Here is an 18,942-nt window from a genome sequence, read left to right on the forward strand (position 1 = left end):
CAGTTGCACTCGCGTCACCCAAGAAGGTCTACCCGTCCAGACCCTGCCGCGAAGGCAGATCCCGCAGATTGATCAAGACGCAATACGCTCCCTAGGGGCTGCTCTGCGACCGGGGCTTCTCGATTCCTGACCGGTCTTGTCACTTGCTTCGCCACACACGCCGGCATCCCCTCCACGGCGATCGCAGATCCCGCATCGTGGGCTGCACCCACAGCATCAGCATGGTCGGCCACCACACTCGCCGCCTGGCGCCGGAAGGCCCCGGGCGGCATGCCGACCAGCTCGGTGAAGCGGGTGGTGAACGTGCCCAGCGACGCGCAGCCGACCGCGAAGCAGACCTCTGTGACGCTGAGGTCGCCCCGCCGCAGCAGCGCCGCCGCGCGCTCGATACGACGCGTCATCAGGTACGCGTACGGCGACTCACCGTAGGCGGCCCGAAACTGCCGGCTGAGGTGCCCGGCGGACATGTTCACGTCGCGGGCGAGCGCCTCCACGTTCAGCGGCTGCGCGTATTCCCTGTCGATCCGGTCGCGGACGCGGCGCAGCCGCGCGAGATCAGCCAGGCGCTGCGCCTGGGCGCGTGCACGCCGCAACTCGGGCTGACACATGAGAACTCCCCTTTTTTCGTCTTCCATCGACGTCTACGAGGGCCTGGGGTGCCTGCCTCAGCAGGCACCCCAGGCCCTCGGTGGTGATGAACGGCCCCGCCGGAGTCGACCAGCCGGTCGAGCGACTGCTGGACAGCAGCGGGACGGAGCCCGGCCCGTGGCCGCTTCAACGAGGAACCGGACGCGGCCCTGGTGGGCGGCCGGCACGCCGGGCACCCCTGCGCCGCCGTTCCTTGCAGGTGGTCGCGGTGCCGGCCCGCACGGCCGCATCGATACCCGCACGGCTCAGCGAAGCTCCTGGATGCGGACCAGGTTGCCCGCGGGGTCGCGGAAGGCGCAGTCGCGGATGCCGTACGGCTGCTCGGTCGGCTCCTGGACGACCTCGGTATCACCGGCCTGCACCTTCTCGAACGTGGCGTCGAGGTCCGGGGTGGCCAGCAGGATCCAGCCGTAGGTGCCCTTGGCCATCATCTCGGCGATGGTGCGGCGCTCGTCTTCGGTGACTCCCGGGTCGGCAGCCGGCGGCGCAAGAAGGATCGACATGTCGGGCTGACCCGCCGGGCCGACCGTGATCCAGCGCATCCTGCCCTGACCGACGTCGCTGCGGACCTCGAAGCCGAGGACGTCACGGTAGAAGGCGAGCGACGCATCCGGGTCGTCGTGCGGGAGGGAACTCGTGTGAATGGTGATGTCCATGACGGCAGATTAGAGGCGGCACCGTGAGTCGCGCTTCTCGATTCCTGACCGATCCGGACACGCCAGGATGTTCACGTGCACGGGAACAAGTGCCCACCACGCGGCGCCTCCTGGGCGGAGAGCGGGGCTTCGCAGAGGCTTCCTGTTCGGCGGCGTTGCCGCCGTAGCGGCGCAGCCATCGTTCCTTGGTCTGCGGTGTGACCGGTGCCGAGGCCATGTCCTGCCGTGCGCGGAAGATCTCGCCGGCGGCACCACCGGAGATCGCCACCCGGCCGGTGGTGGACGGGGCAGCCCGCGGATTCCGTGGTGGTCGCGGAGTTGTCCGGCGACGATGTCGACGATCTGCGCGCCCATGAGCCGGGCGGTGGTCAGCTTGCCGCCCGCGGCGGTGATCATGCCGCCGGGCCCTGCCGTGAGGGTGTGCTCGCGCGATGCGGCCGAGTTGGAGGTACCCGGGGCGGGAGCGATCAGGGGGCGCAGCCCGGCCCAGGAGGCGACGATGTGGCTGGTGTCGACGTTCGCCCCGGGCAGGGTGTGGTTGGCGGCTTCCAGAAGGTAGGCGAAATCCTCCTCGTTGCCGACCACGTCGTCGAGGGAGCCGGTGAAGTCGGTGTCGGTGGTGCCGACATAGACGTGCCGGCCGTCGCCCGCGGGGGTGGGCCATACGACGCGTGAGTCCGAGGGCGAGCGCAGGAACACGGCGGTGCCGAGCGGGAAGTCCTCGGTGCGCAGCACGATGTGTACGCCTTTGGTGGGCCGCAGGGTGGGGTGCTCGGGTGCCTGCTCCAGCCCCAGTACGCGGTCGACCCAGGGGCCGGCGGCGTTGACGACGGTCTTGGCGCGGACGGTGAGGTGCTCGCCGGTGAGCCGGTCGGTGAGCTCCGCGCCCGCGACGCGGCCGTGTTCGCGGATCAGTCCGGTGACCTCGCGGTGGTTGGCCAGCAGGGCGCCCGCCTGGGACGCGGACCTCAGGACGTCCAGGACCAGCCGGGCGTCGTCGGTGAGGGCGTCGTGGTAGAGGCCCCCGCCTTTGAGCCCGTGCGGGTTGAGGTGCGGTTCGCGGCGCAGTACGGCCTCGCGGCCCAGCATGCGGTGCCGTCGTTTCAGCGGGGCGCGGGAGAAGGCGTCGTAGAAGGTGAGGCCCAGGTTGAGCAGGGCCCGGCGTTCGGGGTAGCCGTCGTAGACGAGGTACAGGAACGGTTGGAGGTCGGCCAGGTGCGGAGCGATCCGCATCATGACCTCGCGCTCGCGGACCGATTCGTTGACCATCCTGAACTGGTAGGTCTGCAGGTATCGCAGGCCGCCGTGGATGAGTTTCGAGGATCGGCTGGAGGTTCCGGAGGCAAAGTCGTCCCGGTCGACGAGGACCACCGAAAGTCCGCGCAGGGCCGCGTCCCTGGCGGCGGACGCGCCGGTGATGCCTCCGCCGATGATGAGGAGGTCGGCTTCGTTCGGAAGATCGGATGCGGTGAAGCGCTTCACGGCTGTACCGCCCATCCTTTCGCGCGCTCGACGGCGCGCTGCCATTGAGTGTAGTTGGCGTCGCGGGACGCGTGGTCGATGGACGGGGTGAAGACGGCGTCGTCGCCGGTCTCCCGGAAGCAGTCCTGGGGGTCGGACCAGATACCGACGCCCAGTCCGGCCAGATAGGCGGCTCCGGAGGCCGTCGCTTCGACGTTGGAGGGGCGGCGAATGGTCGCACCCGGCATGTCGGCCTGGAACTGGAGCAGGAAGTCGTTGGCGGAGGCGCCCCCGTCGGCGCGCAGAACATCCTTTTCGGTGTCTGGGCCAACACCGCCTTCCTGGCCGCCGAAGGCCGCCCCGACGCGGAGCTCGCCGCCTACCTGTCCCGCTGGGCCCTGCTCTCCGACACCGAGAGCGGCGCGGCACTGGGCTCGCTGCGCGCAGCAGGCATGGCCCTGTACGTCCTCAGCTACTTCCACGGATGGCGGCTCCTGGACTCCTGGCTCACCGCTCCCGACCGCAACGCCAGGGTCCGCCGGCTGCTCACCGAGCAACTTCTCCCCACCGATCTGCAGCCGACGGGCTGACCCCTTCGGTCGTTCATCACAGGAGCAGCGCCCGGGGCCGTTGGGAGCGTCGAGGCGCTGCTCGTTCACCGAGTGAGCGAGCTCAGAGACTTCGTCCTGCGGCAGTTGCCGGTACCCGTCCTCGGTGACGAGTGCGACAAGAGGGAACAGGCGCCGGGGCTTCCATGTCGGTGCGTGACGCCTTCAGGGCCCGCAGCGCCGTCGGGTCGATCGCCGACCGGGGGTCACCCTCCGGCTCCGGGCTGTCGGGGTCGGTGTCCTGGCTCGGAAGCAGCGGCTCGGGCATCGCGGCCTGCCGGTGCGCGGGTGACGTCGTACGCCCGGCCCCGCACGGCGGTGGCGGTGCGCAGGTTCTCCCGCGCCACCGTGCCGGCGAGGACGGCCCGGTCGCAGCGCAGCGGGACGCGGGGGATCTCCCACTCCCCCGGCTCCTCGCCTGTCGGCCGGTGCACGGCAGCGCCGCCCGGACCACAGCCGGGTACCGGGTGCAGGGCGAGGACGCCGTCGAGCGGCGGGCTTCATCGGCGCGGCCAAGCACCTGGGGCTGCTGCTGGGGAAGGTCGGCAAGCTGCTCGCGGTGTGGGAGGCCGGTGCCTGCCAGGACGTGAAAGGCGGCCTGCGGTCGCGGATCGCCGCCCGCCTGGTCGGGGCCGTTCCCGCGCCGCCGAGCCGGCCGCGTTCACCGTCTCCCTGCTCACGGCCCTGGCGCACCTGGACGCGCTGCCGGTCGTGCGAGCCCCTGTGATCCCGAGTGCGGCTTCCTCTCCCCGTCTGCGGCGAGGCGGCAGCCCACCCCTGACAGGGATACCCAGGGCCGGTGAATCACGGCGTCGCGGGACGTAGGCTCGCCGTATGAACGCGAGCGACCTGGGGGAATTCCTCTGCGCCCGACGTGCCGGGATCGTCCCGGAGAGCGTCGGCATCGTCACCCGGAACACGAGTCGGCGGGTGCCGGGGCTGCGACGGGACGAGGTGGCCCGGCTCGCGGGAGTGAGTGTCGCGTACTACACCCGGCTGGAGCAGGGACACAGCCAGAACGCCTCGGACTCCGTTCTCGACGGCCTCGCCCGCGCCCTGCGCCTGGACGACACCGAGCGGGCCCACCTCTACGATCTCGCCCGGGCCGCCGCGTACCGCCGCTCCCCTGGCGAGCCGGAGCCCGAGACGCCGCATCCGCGCACACTCGCCCTCCTCGACTCGCTCCCCCACCTCCCCGCCGTCCTGCTGGGCCGCCGTAACGACGTCCTGGCGTGGAACCGGCTCGGCCACGCGCTGCTCGCGGGACACCTGGACTTCACCGCGCCCGCCGACACCGCGCGGCGCCCTTCGATGTCACGGATGATCTTCCTCGACCCGCGCACACGGGACCTGGAAGCGGAGTGGGAGACCTACGCCAGGACCCATGCCGACTACCTCCGTCTGGTCTGCGGGCGCCACCCGGACGACCGGGCACTCGCCGCCCTGGTGGATCAACTCCTCACCTGCAGCCCCGAGTTCGCGTCCCTGTGGTCGGATGGCCACGTACGGGACTGCACCTTCGGCACCCGTCGGCTGCGCCATCCGGCGGTGGGCGGGATCACCGTGACCTATCAGGTGTGGCTCCAGCCGGACAGCGACTGCCGCCTGGAGGTCTTCACCGCGGAACCCGGCACGGCATCGGCCGACGCCCTCAGCCTCCTCGACACGCTCACACCCCCCGCCGCGCAGTAGCGGCACTGAGCACACCGCCGGACCCGGCGGATACCCCGAATCCGATCCATCGCGTACGGACAGCCGATTCGGCATGCCCTCACGCCGCGCACGGGAGTACGTGTGAAGACGAACCATCACTCCGGCAAGCAGCTCGCCCTCGTCGTCGGCGGGACCGGCATCGCAGGTCGCGCCCTGTGCCGGGAACTCGCCGGGCAGGGCCGGCGCGTCATGAGCCTGTCACGGAGCGCCCCGGCACCCCTGGAGGGTGTCGAGACGGTGCGCGCCGACCTGACGGACGCGGAGTCCGTGGCGACCGCGCTGGCCGGACGGGCTCCCACACATGTGTTCTTCACCGCCTGGAGCCGGAGGGCGACCGAGGCGGAGAACATCGTCGTCAACTCGGCGATGGTGCGGCACGTCCTGGACACGACCGGCCGCTCCGGTCACCTGCGCCATGTCGCGCTGGTGACCGGGCTCAAGCACTATCTGGGCCCGTTCGAGGCGTACGCCACCGGCGCGGCGCGCGAGACGCCCTTCCAGGAGACCGAGCCGCGCCTGCCGGTCCCGAACTTCTACTACGCCCAGGAAGACGAACTGTGGGAGGCCGCCGAGCGGTACCGGTTCACCTGGAGTGTCCACCGCTCGCACACGATCATCGGGCACGCCGTCGGCAACGCCATGAACATGGGCATGACGCTGGCGGTGCAGGCGTCCCTGTGCCGCGCGACGGGCAGGACCTTCGTCTTCCCCGGCAACGAGGTGCAGTGGAACGGCATCACGGACATGACCGACGCGGGACTGCTGGCCCGCCAGATGATCTGGGCCGCCACCACCGAGGGCCTGCCCAGCCAGGCGTACAACACCGCCAACGGCGACGTCTTCCGCTGGCGCTGGATGTGGCCGCGCATAGCGGAGCTGCTGGAGGTCGAGCCGGAGGGGTACGCGGAGCGGCCGCGCCCCCTGGAGCACCAGATGGCGGGCCAGGCGGACATCTGGCGTGCACTGGCCGCACGGGAACGTCTGGCCGAGCCCGACCTCACCCGTGTCGCCTCCTGGTGGCACACGGACGGCGACCTCAACCGGCCGGTCGAGTGCTTCACCGACCTGACCCGCAGCCGGACCGCCGGGTTCACCGGCTACGCCGACACGCTGTCCTCGTTCGCCGCCCTGTTCGACACGCTGCGACGGGAGCGTGTCATCCCCGGCTGACGGCCATGCGCGCCCCCTCCCGGCACCGGCCGGGGCGGAGGCGGCCCCCCTTCACCACCGGCCTCAACCGCCTCACCCCCGAGCAACACCGACTCTTCGGCCGTATGGTGCGCACCGCCTTCGTTGCCGACCTCCGCACCGGCCGCTTTCGCCCGGGGCTGCGGATCGAGGCGCGGCAAGCCGGACGCGACAAGCTTCAGGCGCTCGCTGCCCTCGGACTCGAATGGGCTGCGGCGTGACGCTGCCGGGTCGCCCCCGGGCGGTGTACGGCCCGGGTCTTTCCCCTGCCCCCGGGCCGGTGTCACTGGATCTCTTCTGGCCGCCTGCCCGTGATGTCCAGCAGAAGTCCGTCCAGCGGCCCGCCGAAGAGTCCGGCGTAGGCCGCGTGCTGGTCCCGCCGAGGCGAACGCCGAGCCTCACGTCAATGACCAGTCGTGCTTCATCCGAATCGCTACGGTGACAGCAGGAACTGACAGCTCGGCTGTCCCGCGCGGAACCCACAATGGACGGGATACACAACATGCAGGAACTGTGGCACCGATTTGAGGAGTGGCTTCGGCAGAACGCGCCGGGCGATCATTCCACGCTCCGCCCAGGAGCGTCAGACGCTGATATATCCAGGCTGGAGAGCGGAGTTGGTTTCCCGCTCCACGGTGAACTGAGGTCATTGCTATCGCAACACAATGGTGTCACACCGCGCAGGTCCAGCATGACGCCCGGTGCCTTTCTCCTCGGGTACAGCCTGCTGGACACCGAAGGAATCCTGGAATGGCATCAGAACCTTTCCGCCATGGCGCACGAAGCGGTCGAGGAAGGGTACGAGGAAGAGGTGGTCGGGCACACCGCACACGCCCAGTGGGTTCCCTTCGCTCAGGCTCTCACCGGTGATCTGCTGTTCGTCGACCACCGTACGGGCCTCTACGGAGAAGTCGGCGAGATCTCGTTCGGCGATCCCGATTACCTGCCGCTCTGGCCGTCCATGGCTCTGATGCTGACCGACCTGTGCAACGCGGTGGAGGGATCGCTGCGGCTACCGGCCGCGCGGCGTCGCCCCTCGGTCCATGAAGGGCGCATGCTGGAATGGGTCGTGGGCTGACCCTCAGAACCCTCAGAACACAGCGTCCTGCCGGATCACCACGATCCGGCAGAACGCCCGCTTTGGGGCGACGACAAGCCGATCCTGACGGCACAGGCCATCCGTCATCACCGGTTCGCGGATTTCCCAACGGAGTCCTTCAGGACGGGGCTTGCCCAAGGTCACTGGTCATCGGTGGTGACTGATATCCCGCCTACCTGAGCGGTCACTGTTTTCGCCGCCTCCATGACCGCCGTGGCGAGTTCTGTCTCCAGCCCTGGAGTGAAGCGGCTGTCCGGCATCGTGATGCCCACGTCGCCGATCACGCCTCCGTGAGGGCCGAAGACGGCGGCCGTGACCGCCACGGCTCCGCGGATGCGCTGTCCCTGGGAGAAGGCGTACCCCTTGCGCCGCACGTCGGTGAGTACGTCTTCCAGCACTGTCGGATCGGTGATCGTGCGCTCGGTGACAGCCCCCAGCCGACCTGATGCGGCAAGTTCGCCGCGGACGTCCTGCGGAAGGTAGGCCAGGATGGCCAGGCCACTGGCGCCCGAGTGCAGGGGGAGCCACCGGTTCAGCTCCATGACGTACCGAAGCGGGTGCCGTGATTCGACGCAGGCACCGAACATCATCTGATGCTGGAGGTCGTCGTACACACCGAGGAAGGCGCTCTCCCCGGTGGCCCGGGCAAGCTCGCGCAACGAGGCGTGCGCCGCCTGCCGCAGTGGGAACTTGGCGGTTGCCGCCCACGCGAGCCGGTAGAACTCCAGCCCGATCCGGTAGTCGCCGCCTTCCGCATGCGAGACCAGGCCGAGCTTCTCCAGATCGCCGAGAAGGCGATGGGCCGTACTCGCGCTGACGGACAGCTCGGTCGCGAGCTGGCGGACGCCGAACGATTCGGCGCGCGAGTCGATCATGGCGCTCAGGATGCGGAAAGCCCGGGCCAGCGGATGGCGCTGCCGGATGGAAGTCTCGCTGGCACCATCCGGCTGGGGGAGGGCGGATGCCATGGTGGCCGAGCTCCTTCACGAGTGGAAGCGTCCCACCCCGGGGCTAACCCCGGGTGGTCAGCGGAAGCACGATCAAAGAATCTACTGAGCGGAACCGTCATTGCGCTTAACGGAACACTAGCACGCGGCCGATCCCGGCCCGCAACATACGGCACCCCGGCATACGGCACGCGCAGTAGCCACCCGCCAGGGCGCCCCATCGGAACTCTGGATCACCTACCGTGACATGGCCGGTCGATCGGCGGGGGCGCGTCGGCATCTCCGGGACCGGCTCCGCGGAGCCGTCGCGCCGGGAAGCGCGGACCGCGGGCTTCCGCCGGGAACGGAGCGCAGCATGACAGCCTGCTCCTCACTCCGTGTCCCGCCGTGACGCCGGGGGGTGTGGCTATCGCCGGGGAAGGGGGGAATGCACGGTGGCAAGGAAAGACCCCAGAACCTCGGCAAGGGGGCCGGGTTGTTCCAGCGGAATCAGGTGGGACGCGTCCCGAAGCTGGGTGAACGTGCCATGCCGATAGGCCTCCACCAGTTCGCGCACGACCTCGGCCGGGGTCGAGGGGTCCTGGTCTCCGGCGATGCCCAATACCGGGATCCCCATGCCCGCAGCGGCGCCGGTGTTGTCGAATGCGGCCAGTGCCTGCCATGCGGCCTTCCACTGCTCCACTGTTGTGTGGTCCAACTGCTCCCGGGCATAGCGGACCGGTTCCGCTTCAGCGTCGCCGAGTAGGCCGGCCCTGAACCATCGCCGCAGGGTGGTGTCCCGGACGGCGGCCCTGCCCTGGAGTTCCAGCGTCTGCGCGCGCGTAGTCATCGTGTCGGCCGGGAACCGCACTGCTGTGGCAACGAGTGCCAGCGAGGACACTCGGGCAGGCCGGTCGGCGGCAAAGCTCTGGGCGACCGCACCGCCCAAGGAGACACCCACCACATCCACCGTGTCCAGCTCCAGGATGTCTGCCAACTCACCAAGATCGCGGGCAAGTTGTTCGATGCCTGTCATCGGTGAGGCTTGGCGTGCCGAGCCATGACCGCGCAGATCATAGGTGATGACCCTGTAGCCGGCCAGGCCAACCGCCGTCGCGGACCACATCTTCTGGTCCAGGAGCGCCGAATGCACCAGAAGGACGGCCGGCCCTCGCCCGTCCTCGGATTCCGTGTAATCCGTGTATTCCGTGACGACCGTGGTGTGATCGGCCAGGCTGACGGAGTACGACCGCAGTGACATCGCCGGGAGAGCCGTCCCGGTCACCGCCCCGCCGGCTGACGGTGCGGGGGAGGCCGGACTCGGCTGCTCAGCCGATCGCGAAGGGGGCACGGGTATCTCCACTGAGTTCGTCCCGGACAGATTTGGTCTCGATGTGTTCGAGTAGCGCCTCCCGGCCGTTCCCGCGGCCTGTGCCACTGTGGCCGAACCGCCGAGGGCAAGGTGTACGACACCGCGCATCACGCGCGGCCCGGCGCACCCGGCGCAAGCCCTTGGTCCACACCATCGCGGCGAGACCCGGGCCACGTGCCGCCAGCCCATGCGGCGGCGCGGTCCACGCCGTCGAAGGGCGGGCCCTCAGGGCCGGGTCCACTGCCGCTGACAAGGTTGAGGGCGCGGGGAGAGCATCCGGCCTCCTCGACCAGCCCGGCTGGTTCCGGGGCTGAGACAGCGGAGCCCCTGAAGGACCTGGCTGCCGCGGTGCAGCCGGTAGCGCGCGGGCGTGGCCTTCCAGGCCGGCAACGAGCGGCAGACCGCCATGTTCCGGGATGCCCAGGTGCGCAGCCGGCAGGGAGCGTGCGTGGTGATGAAGGTCCAGGCCACGGAGGCTCGCGGACCTCACCCGCGTCACCACGCGCTGCGGTCGTGCCTCAAGGTCCATCACTTTGGCCATTCCCTCTCGCTCCGGCCGATTCTCGTACGGGCGGGCGTGAGTCACTCCGCCGCCGACAATCGAGGCCGTTCCGCTGAATGCGCACTCAATTCCACTGAACGGAACATCACTGTAGTCCTGGCGACCGTCAAGGGACAAGGGGTACCGAGGGTGCCACCGGGGCCGCCCCGCTACCGGTCGACCCCGGCCGCCGGATCAACCGCCGAACGCCCCCGGTGGCCGCCGCAGTCGACACCTTCACCCTGCCGTGCGCATTGAGGGGCGATGACGAACGTGCGTCGCGGGGGTTGACTCCGCGAGCCCCAGCCACATACAAACGTCCCGCAGAAGAGAACCTCTGTTCCTTTCAACAGAACACGAGGTGCTTGCAGCCTTCATGCACATTAACCCGTTGCCCGCGAGGTCAGCAGGCACCAACCCCACCCGCCACGCGAACGCGCCGTGGCGTCACCGCACGAACGTTTCCCACCCCACACCCATAGGAGGCCAGCCATGACAGCACCGGTCACCGAGCCCCAGGGCGTACGTGTCCCACCCGGCCACGTAGACAGCACCGACGGCACGCGACTGATCGGCGGGCACTGCGATGCCTGCGGCGTCACCGCCTGTCCGCCTCCCACCCAGTGCCCGAGATGCCTGGGCGAGCTCAGGCCGCTGCCGCTTTCACCGACCGGCAATCTCTACAGCTACTCCGTGATCCACATCGGCCCGGCCAACCGCGCCGTGCCCTACACCGTGGGATACGTCGACCTCCCCGAGAGTGCTCGCGTGTTCGCCCACATCACCGAAACCGACGAATCCGCACTGCGCCCCGACACGCCGGTCCGTCTCCGGCTGACCGAGCACGAGGACGGCCATCTCGCCTCCTGGGTACCCGAGGCCGACGCAGCGAAGGGAGCCGACCATGCGTGACGTGGTCATCGTGGGGGCCGACATGGTCCCGTTCGCCAAGCACCGCCACCGCACACTCGCGGACCTCGGTGCCACCGCGGTACGCGGCGCCCTCAAGGACAGCGGCGTGGACCGCCGCGACATCCAGGCCGTCTACTCCGGCAACGTCGTCGGCGGCATGCTCGTCGGCCAGCGCATCGTGCGTGACCTCGGCCTCGGCTCCATCCCGGTCGTCAACGTCGAGAACGCCTGCTCCTCCAGCGCTACCGCGCTGCGCGAGGCCTTCATCGCCGTCGGCGCCGGCCTGTACGAAACCGTTCTGGTGATCGGCGCCGAGAAACTCACCTCGCTCGGCGGCGGACCGCTGCCTCTGGCCGAGGAGGACCACGAGGTCGCAGCAGGCCAGATCATGCCCGCCGTCTACGCCATGCGCGCCCGCCGTTACCTCTACGAGAACGCCCTGACTCCGGCCGACCTCGCCGAGGTGTCGGTGAAGGCCCGCCGCCACGGCAAGCTGAACCCGTACGCCCAGTACCGCAAGGAGACTACGGTCGAGGAAGTGCTGGCCTCGCGTCCCGTTGCCACGCCGCTCACCTTGTTCATGAGCTGCCCGAACGGAGACGGCGCCGCCGCCCTCGTGGTCACCGCGGCCGAGAACGCCCACCGCTTCGACGCCCCGCCCGTGCGCATCCGTGCCTCCGTGCTGCATTCCGGCGAACTCACCCATGGGTTCCGGGACATGACCATCCCTCAGATCACCGTGCACGGCGCCGCCGAAGCGTACGAGCAGGCCGGCATCGGACCCGAGGATCTGGACGTCGTGGAAATGCACGACGCCTTCGCCATCGCCGAACTCCTCTACTACGAGGCGCTCGGCCTGGCGAAGCGGGGCGACGCGGTGTCCCTGCTGCGCAGTGGCGCCACCACCTTCGGCGGTACCACCGTCGTCAATCCCAGCGGCGGGCTGCTGGCCAAGGGACATCCGATCGGAGCCACCGGGGCGGCCCAGGCCGTCGAAATCGTCTGGCAGCTACGCGGTCAGGCGGGGGACCGCCAGGTCGAGGGGGCCCGCCTCGGACTCACTCACGCCACCGGCGGAGGGATGTCCGGTGTGGATCACGGCGCCTGCGCCATTCACATCCTCGAAGCCCCGGAGCGGCGGAGCATCTCATGACCGTTCCGCCCCGCCCGACCGTCATCGAGGAAACGGCAGAAAACGACATGATCCCCCAAGGACCGCCCCTGACCGGCCTGCGGGTCCTGGACCTCACCACCTTCCTGTCCGGCCCCTACGCCACCCAGATCCTCGCTGACCTCGGCGCCGACGTGGTGAAGGTCGAACCGCCTGCCGGAGACTCCAGCCGGGCCATCCCGCCGCACTTCATCGATGGTGACAGCGCCTACTACCTCAGCGTCAACCGCAACAAGCGCAGCCTTGTGCTCGACCTGAAGACCCCCGAGGGCAGCAGCCGCCTGCGTGAACTCGCCGACGTCGCCGACATCGTGATCGAGAACTTCCGGCCCGGCATCCTGGACCGCCTCGGCCTGAACTACCACGACCTCACGGCCACGAACCCCGGCGTGATCTGGTGCTCCATCAGCGGCTTCGGACAGGACGGCCCGTACAAGGAACGGCCCGCGTACGACATGATCGTGCAGGCTCTGTCCGGCGGCATGAGCCTGACCGGGCTGCCGGACGGCCCGCCGGTCCGCTCCGGCATCCCTCTGGGCGACCTGAGCGCCGGCATGTACGCGGTCATCGGGGTGCTGTCCGCGCTGCATCAGCGCGGCCCCGAGGGCCGGGGACGCAGGCTGGACATCTCCATGTTGGACTGCCAGATCTCCATGCTCTCCTACCAGGGTGTCTACCATCTGCTGGCCGGCGTCACCCCGGGCCGCCAGGGCCGGGCGCACGACTCCATCCCCACCTATCGCGCTTTCACCGCCGCCGACGGCGTCGACGTCATGGTCACCGCCAACACCGATGGCATGTGGCGCGGACTGTGCGAAGTGCTGGGGGTCCCGGAACTCCTGGACGACCCCCGATTCACCGACGGTAGCGCGCGCCAGGCCAACCGCGAGAAGCTCGGACCCCTGCTGGAGAAGGCCTTCGTCGCCCGCCCGGCCGCCGACTGGCTTCCCGACCTGCACGCCGCCCGGGTGCCGGCCGCTCCGGTCAACGCCGTACCGGACGCGCTGGCCGATCCCCAGGTCCGCCACCGGCACATGGTCATCGATGTCCCCGAAGACGCCGGACGACCGCCCCTGCATCTGCTGGGCAATCCCGTCAAGTTCGCCGATGGCGGGCGGGACCGCGACATCACCCGCCCGCCGCGGCTGGGCGAGCACGGAGACGACGTGGTGCGTGACTGGCTCACCGAATCAGAGAAGGGCAGCAGTCGATGACCAGTCCAGCGTCCACCGCCATCACCACCCGCCGCGAACAGGACAACATCGCCGAGGTGGTCCTCGGCACCGCCCGTCTGGCCCTGCCGGACATCGCCGCGCTCACCGAGACGATCCGGGAACTCGACCCCGGCACCAGCGCAGTGGTGCTGCGCTCCTCGCTCCCCGACTTCTGCCTCGGCCGCGCTCCTTCGCCGCCCCGCGGACCGGCAGTCAGCCCGGAGCAGGTACGCGCGACGGTGATCGCCCCCATCCTCGACCTGTACGAGACGATCATCACCGCGCCTTTCCCGGTCGTGGCGGCGGTCCGGGGCCGTGCGCACGGACTGGGGTTCGCCCTGGCCGCCAGCTGCGACCTCGTACTGGCCTGCGAGGACGCGTCGTTCGCCCTCCCCGAGATCAACGCCGGCTTCGCCCCGCTGCTGGCCCTCACCCAGCTGGCAGACATCCTCCCGCGCCCGCTCGCCTTCCACATGGCCGCCTACGCGGAAGAAGTGGACGCCCGTCGGCTGTGGACGCTGGGAGCCGTCGCCAAGCTGGTGCCCGACGACAAGCTGGAAGCCACCGCACGCCAGGTCGCCTCTCAGGCCACTCAGGCCGTCCGGGACGTGAAGCACTTCCTCAACCGACGAACCGAGGAACCCCACCGGTCCAACACCTCGTTCGCGGCCGACGTCCTCAGCGCAGCGCTGTCCTCCGCATGACCGTCCACACCCCTGAAGGCACCATGGCCACCACCGGGCAACGACGCGGCCCGGTCAACCACCGGGCGCCGCACGATCTGCCTCAGGTCCTGATCACAGCCGGTCAACGGCAGGCGGGTGCCCGGACATCCTCATCATCGCGGACGTCGGCTACGGATCGCCCCCTCAGGCACTTACCCGCGCAGGTATAGGGCGCCTCGGGCACCGAAACCCGTCATCGACACACGCCGCCACGACGCCTGCCGAACGTTCGTGGAACCGGCACCGCCCCAAGCTGACCCACCGCTCTTCCTGGGTGACAGCCGGTGACCTCCTCCCCCATCGTCGAAGGGACGGCGATCCGCTTGAACATCGACCTCCCGCCCTGCGGAGCAACCCCAGACCGGTCTTGTCGCGGCGGCCAGGCGCCGGCGTCCCCCCGGCAGACGCCGACCGCTCGTAGCAGGCATACCTGCACTGCTTCACCGTCGAGCACGCCCTACGCTTGTTCACACAGGCCCTCGACCGGACCAGCCGGTCCTCACGTCCCCACCCGACTGCGTCTCGCCCACCCGGTCGCAGTCGGCCTGCGGCGCGCCCCTGGAAGAACCCAGGTTCCCGGGACAGACCCGCCCCCGCACGCGTCCGCCGGACCTTCCGGCCCATCCGCCCCGACCCCGGACGGTCACCGGGCCGCACGAACACGCGGCCCGCCCCACGCCACCATGTGCACACACCCCACGGCCCCGCCGCACCGATGGAAGATCAAGCCAGGTGCCGCCGTGAGCAGCACAACCGGAGCGGCCTCCCCACACCGCGGCCGTAGCACAGAAGCCGGGCCCTGCGGGTCGCGGCGCAACGATCCGGGGCTGCTCGGCCGAGCAGCCCCAGCACCCTCTCTTGCACCAACGAGCACGGCCCTGATGGAGCCGCCCGGTATCCCCGCCGGCGTTCAGGGCCGGCCGACTGCACACCCAGGAGTGTGGCAATGACGATTCACGAGGACCAATCGCAAGCGCAGCCTGTCCCCGACACCGGGCCCACAAGGCTGCGAGACGCACCGCGCTACCTGTGGCTGGTCTTCGCCTCGACGTTCCTCGGCTGGGCGTTCGACGCGATGGACCTCAATCTCCTCACCCTCATGCTGACGGAAACCATCGCCGACCTGGCCGACACCCAGGACCGCGGGACGATCGCCTCGATCGGCGGAACGATCATCGCCCTCAAACTCCTCGCCTGGGGCGTCGGCGGCATCGTCTTCGGCATGCTGACCGACCGCTTCGGCCGGGCCAGGATCCTGGGCATCACCGTGATCATCTATGCCCTCTTCACCGGGCTCAGCGCCGTCTCCACCTCCGTGTGGCAGCTCGCCGTGTTCCAGATGCTGGCCGGCCTGGGCATCGGCGGAGAGTGGGCGGCAGGCGCCGCCCTGCTGGCCGAGACCTGGCCCGACCGGCTTCGCCCGAAGATCATGCAGCTGATGCAGATGGGCTTCGCCGCGGGCTTCTTCCTCGCCGCGCTGCTCGCCCTGACCGTCGGACCGTTCGGCTGGCGCTGGGTCTTCGCCGCGGGCCTGGTCCCCATCCTGCTCACCGTCGTCATGCGCAAGTTCATCCGCGAACCCGACCGCTGGCATACGTCGCGCCAGTCGATGCCCGCCGGACAGAGCACCCTGCACACGACCCGGCGGCTCCTCGACCGCGACCTGCGCAAGCCGACCCTGATCGCCGTGCTCCTCGGTATCGCCATGATGGTCGGGTCCTGGGGCGGGCTCACCTGGCTGCCCTCGTGGATCACCGAACTCGCGGGCGGGCCGGCCCATGTGGGCGACTCGCCGAGCCACGCGTTCATGCTGCTCAACGCCGGGGCGATCGCGGGCTACCTGGCCCTGATGTTCCTCTCCTCCGTGCTCGGCCGCCGGACCATGTTCGCGCTCTTCTGCGCCGGTGCGCTCGTGGTCTCCCTCGTGCTGTTCACCCAGGTCGACAGCCTGTCGGGGGTGATGTGGATGATGCCGCTCTACGGATTCTTCGTCGTCGGCGGCTTCGGGATCTTCGCCGTCTACCTGCCCGAACTCTTCCCCACCGTGGTACGGGCCACAGGCCAGGGCCTTGCCTGGAACTTCGCCCGGGTCATCACCGCGTTCGGCGTCCTGGGCAGCAGCGCCATGGTGACGGCACTCGGCTCGTTCCCCGCCGCCGCGGCAGCAGTGGCCTGCGTCTACGTCGTCGGCCTGGTGGCGGTCTGGTTCGGCCCCGAGACCGCCGGCCGCTCACTGCGCGACGTGTAGCGACGCCGACGAAATCGACGACGAGCCGGACGACCACCGTCACAACCGGCCTCGTGTCAGCCCCCGTTACCTTCTTCGTGGTTTCCGCAACGGGGCTCCGGCCTTCGGGCCCGGCATGGCTTCCCCCTCTTGTTGTTCGTGATCCGAGGGGGGTGTCACCGGGCCCGGAGGCATCGACGGACCGCCGATGAGGGGCTTGAGCACCGGCTTCGCCCGAGCCGGAAGAGCTCTCCGTAACGTGGATGCGGCAGCTCGGTGCCGGGCCGGGCCGGACGAAAGCGTGATGGAGGGGCCTGCGCGTCATCGACACCGGCGATACCGACGTCCTCCTCGGTCTGGATGCCGGCATGGGCGAACACCACGCCACCGCCGAGACACCGGCGGGGAAGAAGGCGTTCAGCAGGCGGCTGCCCAACACCGGGCCAGGCTCCGCGAACTGTTCGCGGAGCCGAAGGCCAGGAACGGACCGCGCTGGTCGTGGTCGACCAGCCCGCGTCAATCGGGCCCTGCCACTGGCGGTCGCGAGGGACATGGACTTGCCCGGTCGCCTACCTGCCCGGGCTGACGATGCGGTGGATCGCCGGCCTCTACCCGGGCGACGGCGAGGACGAGACGATCGCCGGGCCGGTGTGATCGTCGGGTTCGATGACGACCTGGCCGGCGAGGCGACCAGGATCGCCGACCGGCTGCACGGCCTGCTGACACGGATCCGCCCCTCTCTGGAGCGGCTGCTGGGGCCGCGGTTGCAGCGCCCGGCCGTCCTCACACCGCTGGAACGATTCGTGTCACCGGCCCAGATCCGCAAGGGTTGGAGGCTGATCGAACCGCTGCGGCCGAAGGCGCCGAAGACGGCACCCGAACCGGCTACCCATCCACCTCGACCAGAGACACAGGGCCCCGCACGGCCCCAGGACACCCCTGGGACCCGTGCGTCTTCGCGTTTCGCGACACAACCGCACTGATTGATCCCGGCCCGGGCCATGGCGCTCATGCCCGTCGCGGCCTGCTGTGTCGTGGCCCTCATCTTCCCGGATCTGAGGCCACCCGATCCGTGTGGCCAAGCCGCCCTCCCCTGGCTTGCCGCCTCAGGTAGCGACTGACATCATCGACGAAGACCCTTGGCAACCCGAACACATCGCGGTTCGCGCGGACAGATAGCGACAGGCGGGGAAGTTTGATGGACCTCCGGGACACGAAAGGTACCGGTCGGCAGGAGAGCACGCGTCTGGCCGCGGTGGCGGACGCGCGCTACTTCATGCGGCGAGCCTTCCGCATCATCGACGAGGAAGCGCGGAGAGCCGGAGTCGACCCGCTGGAGTGTCAGGCACTGGTCCAGCTGATGGGAGCCCCGGACCGGACGTTGTCGGTGACGCAACTGTCGTCACGGCTGGATGTTCCCAGACCACTCGTGTCGCGGCTGGCCAAGACACTCGACGAACGAAAACTGGCCCGCCGCAGCCGTTCCGCATCAGACGCCCGAGTGACCTTGGTCGCGGCGACCGAGACGGGCGCCGCCTTGGTCACAGGCGTCGACGCCGCGGTACAGCCGCGTTTCCGCGCCTTGCAGGAGGAGTTCCCCGAGCACGTCCGGCGACAGGCGCTGGGTATCTGGGCCGACAACTTCGGCGTCGGATGAGGCCCGGGCGGCCGGACGCGTTGCCCAGGGCCGTCGGACCTGTCCGGACAGCCGGCGATCGTACTGCCGGATGAACAGCGAAGGGGCCTGCGACCCGCTGCTCGCGGCTTCGGAGGCCCCTTCGCCTTCAGTCGATCCGATGCCCGGGCAGCCGGGCCGGACCGGAGTCAGGCGACCCGCGGATAGCTGCTCGCGAATGCGTGCACCTGCTCGCCGACCGTTGCCAACTGTGCGCCGACCTTGAGGTCGCACACTGCACCATCCTTGTCGAACGGCTTGTCGACGGAGTTGATGACCACCCCCAGCGGCGTCGGCCACCCGCGCAGCGCGTGAACCGTGGATCGCAAAGACGTCAGCGTGGCAGCGCCGGCCTGCCAGCCCGCTGCGGTCACGATGCATCCGACCGCCCGGTTGTGAGCGTAGGGCGTCCGGTCGGAGGCGAGGCCCTGGAGATAGTCCATGGCGTTCTTGATCAGCCCGGAGACATTCCCGTGGTAACCGGGACTCGCAATGATCAGGCCGTCTGCACGGCGCACGGCTGCGAGGAGGTGCGCGGCGATGTCGTCCGAACTCGGGTTCTCCGGATCGTAGATGGGGAAGTTCAGGCTCTGGGCCGTGATCATTTCGGTCGAGGCGCCGAGACGCTCAGCGGTGGCCAGCGCATGCCTCAGGGCGGTTTCCGAGGTGGAGTGAGGGCGAAGCGTTCCTCCGATGCCGACAATGTACGGCGCCTGGCGCGCATCAGACGCGTGGTCGGCGGGAGCGGCGGTGACGATGCTCATGTGACGTGTCCTTCGAGGAGTGGGAGGGCGCAGGGCGGTGGC

At 69.7% G+C, this 18,942-nt stretch carries 17 protein-coding genes; 10 read left to right on the forward strand and 7 right to left on the reverse strand.

Features of this window, described 5'->3' with window-relative positions:
• Positions 1-14: 14 nt before the first annotated feature.
• The 4 genes from ACFYT4_RS30655 to ACFYT4_RS30670 all read right to left on the reverse strand — a co-directional run bounded on the left by ACFYT4_RS30655 (position 15) and on the right by ACFYT4_RS30670 (position 3,424).
• Complete coding sequence (locus ACFYT4_RS30655; RefSeq protein ID WP_389276228.1) at positions 15-608, reverse strand: helix-turn-helix transcriptional regulator; 594 nt, start codon at positions 606-608, stop codon at positions 15-17.
• Between the two features lie 285 nt (positions 609-893).
• The gene (locus ACFYT4_RS30660) at positions 894-1,304 is read right to left on the reverse strand and encodes a VOC family protein (RefSeq protein ID WP_389276231.1); all 411 of its coding nucleotides are present in this window, start codon (positions 1,302-1,304) and stop codon (positions 894-896) included.
• Between the two features lie 9 nt (positions 1,305-1,313).
• Complete coding sequence (locus ACFYT4_RS30665; protein ID WP_389276234.1) at positions 1,314-2,786, reverse strand: FAD-dependent oxidoreductase; 1,473 nt, start codon at positions 2,784-2,786, stop codon at positions 1,314-1,316.
• Entirely contained in the window at positions 2,783-3,424 is a 642-nt protein-coding gene (locus ACFYT4_RS30670; RefSeq protein ID WP_389276237.1) for an FGGY-family carbohydrate kinase, read from the reverse strand. Before ACFYT4_RS30670 ends, ACFYT4_RS30665 begins: the two co-directional genes overlap by 4 nt.
• 783 nt (positions 3,425-4,207) lie before the next feature.
• Between ACFYT4_RS30670 and ACFYT4_RS30675 the strand changes: the two genes are divergently transcribed.
• From ACFYT4_RS30675 to ACFYT4_RS30690, 4 genes are all read left to right on the forward strand, one after another.
• Positions 4,208-5,065 carry a helix-turn-helix transcriptional regulator gene (locus ACFYT4_RS30675; RefSeq protein WP_389276240.1) on the forward strand — a complete coding sequence of 286 codons (858 nt, stop codon included), beginning with the start codon at positions 4,208-4,210 and terminating at the stop codon, positions 5,063-5,065.
• A gap of 102 nt (positions 5,066-5,167) precedes the next feature.
• Complete coding sequence (locus ACFYT4_RS30680; protein ID WP_389276243.1) at positions 5,168-6,256, forward strand: SDR family oxidoreductase; 1,089 nt, start codon at positions 5,168-5,170, stop codon at positions 6,254-6,256.
• Between the two features lie 104 nt (positions 6,257-6,360).
• Positions 6,361-6,495 (forward strand): hypothetical protein, encoded by a 135-nt coding sequence (locus tag ACFYT4_RS30685; RefSeq protein WP_389276246.1) that lies wholly within the window; start codon positions 6,361-6,363, stop codon positions 6,493-6,495.
• 281 nt (positions 6,496-6,776) lie between these two features.
• A complete protein-coding gene (locus tag ACFYT4_RS30690; protein ID WP_389276248.1) occupies positions 6,777-7,352 on the forward strand; it encodes an SMI1/KNR4 family protein in 576 nt (191 codons plus the stop codon).
• A 161-nt stretch (positions 7,353-7,513) separates the two neighbouring features.
• Here the strand turns inward: ACFYT4_RS30690 and ACFYT4_RS30695 are convergent, their stop codons facing one another.
• Both ACFYT4_RS30695 and ACFYT4_RS30700 read right to left on the reverse strand, forming a co-directional pair.
• Complete coding sequence (locus ACFYT4_RS30695) at positions 7,514-8,341, reverse strand: IclR family transcriptional regulator (RefSeq protein ID WP_389276251.1); 828 nt, start codon at positions 8,339-8,341, stop codon at positions 7,514-7,516.
• A 385-nt stretch (positions 8,342-8,726) separates the two neighbouring features.
• Positions 8,727-9,560 carry an alpha/beta fold hydrolase gene (locus ACFYT4_RS30700; protein WP_389276254.1) on the reverse strand — a complete coding sequence of 278 codons (834 nt, stop codon included), beginning with the start codon at positions 9,558-9,560 and terminating at the stop codon, positions 8,727-8,729.
• A 1,144-nt stretch (positions 9,561-10,704) separates the two neighbouring features.
• Between ACFYT4_RS30700 and ACFYT4_RS30705 the strand changes: the two genes are divergently transcribed.
• The 6 genes from ACFYT4_RS30705 (at position 10,705) to ACFYT4_RS30730 (ending at position 18,118) form a co-directional block, all read left to right on the forward strand.
• Positions 10,705-11,124: a Zn-ribbon domain-containing OB-fold protein gene (locus ACFYT4_RS30705; RefSeq protein ID WP_389276257.1), complete on the forward strand. Its 420-nt coding sequence runs from the start codon at positions 10,705-10,707 to the stop codon at positions 11,122-11,124.
• A complete protein-coding gene (locus tag ACFYT4_RS30710; protein WP_389276260.1) occupies positions 11,117-12,277 on the forward strand; it encodes a thiolase family protein in 1,161 nt (386 codons plus the stop codon). Before ACFYT4_RS30705 ends, ACFYT4_RS30710 begins: the two co-directional genes overlap by 8 nt.
• Entirely contained in the window at positions 12,274-13,509 is a 1,236-nt protein-coding gene (locus ACFYT4_RS30715) for a CaiB/BaiF CoA transferase family protein (protein WP_389276263.1), read from the forward strand. Before ACFYT4_RS30710 ends, ACFYT4_RS30715 begins: the two co-directional genes overlap by 4 nt.
• Positions 13,506-14,213 (forward strand): enoyl-CoA hydratase/isomerase family protein, encoded by a 708-nt coding sequence (locus ACFYT4_RS30720; protein WP_389276266.1) that lies wholly within the window; start codon positions 13,506-13,508, stop codon positions 14,211-14,213. Before ACFYT4_RS30715 ends, ACFYT4_RS30720 begins: the two co-directional genes overlap by 4 nt.
• A 967-nt stretch (positions 14,214-15,180) precedes the next feature.
• Positions 15,181-16,482, forward strand: a complete 1,302-nt coding sequence (locus tag ACFYT4_RS30725; protein WP_389276269.1) for an MFS transporter — start codon at positions 15,181-15,183, stop codon at positions 16,480-16,482.
• Between the two features lie 1,177 nt (positions 16,483-17,659).
• Positions 17,660-18,118 (forward strand): MarR family winged helix-turn-helix transcriptional regulator, encoded by a 459-nt coding sequence (locus ACFYT4_RS30730; RefSeq protein WP_389276271.1) that lies wholly within the window; start codon positions 17,660-17,662, stop codon positions 18,116-18,118.
• A 167-nt stretch (positions 18,119-18,285) separates the two neighbouring features.
• Here the strand turns inward: ACFYT4_RS30730 and ACFYT4_RS30735 are convergent, their stop codons facing one another.
• Positions 18,286-18,900, reverse strand: coding sequence for an NADPH-dependent FMN reductase (locus ACFYT4_RS30735; RefSeq protein WP_389276274.1), 615 nt, complete (start codon positions 18,898-18,900; stop codon positions 18,286-18,288).
• Between the last annotated feature and the right edge of the window lie 42 nt (positions 18,901-18,942).

It is taken from the genome of Streptomyces sp. NPDC004609 (genome assembly GCF_042873655.1).
Classification (GTDB): domain Bacteria; phylum Actinomycetota; class Actinomycetes; order Streptomycetales; family Streptomycetaceae; genus Streptomyces.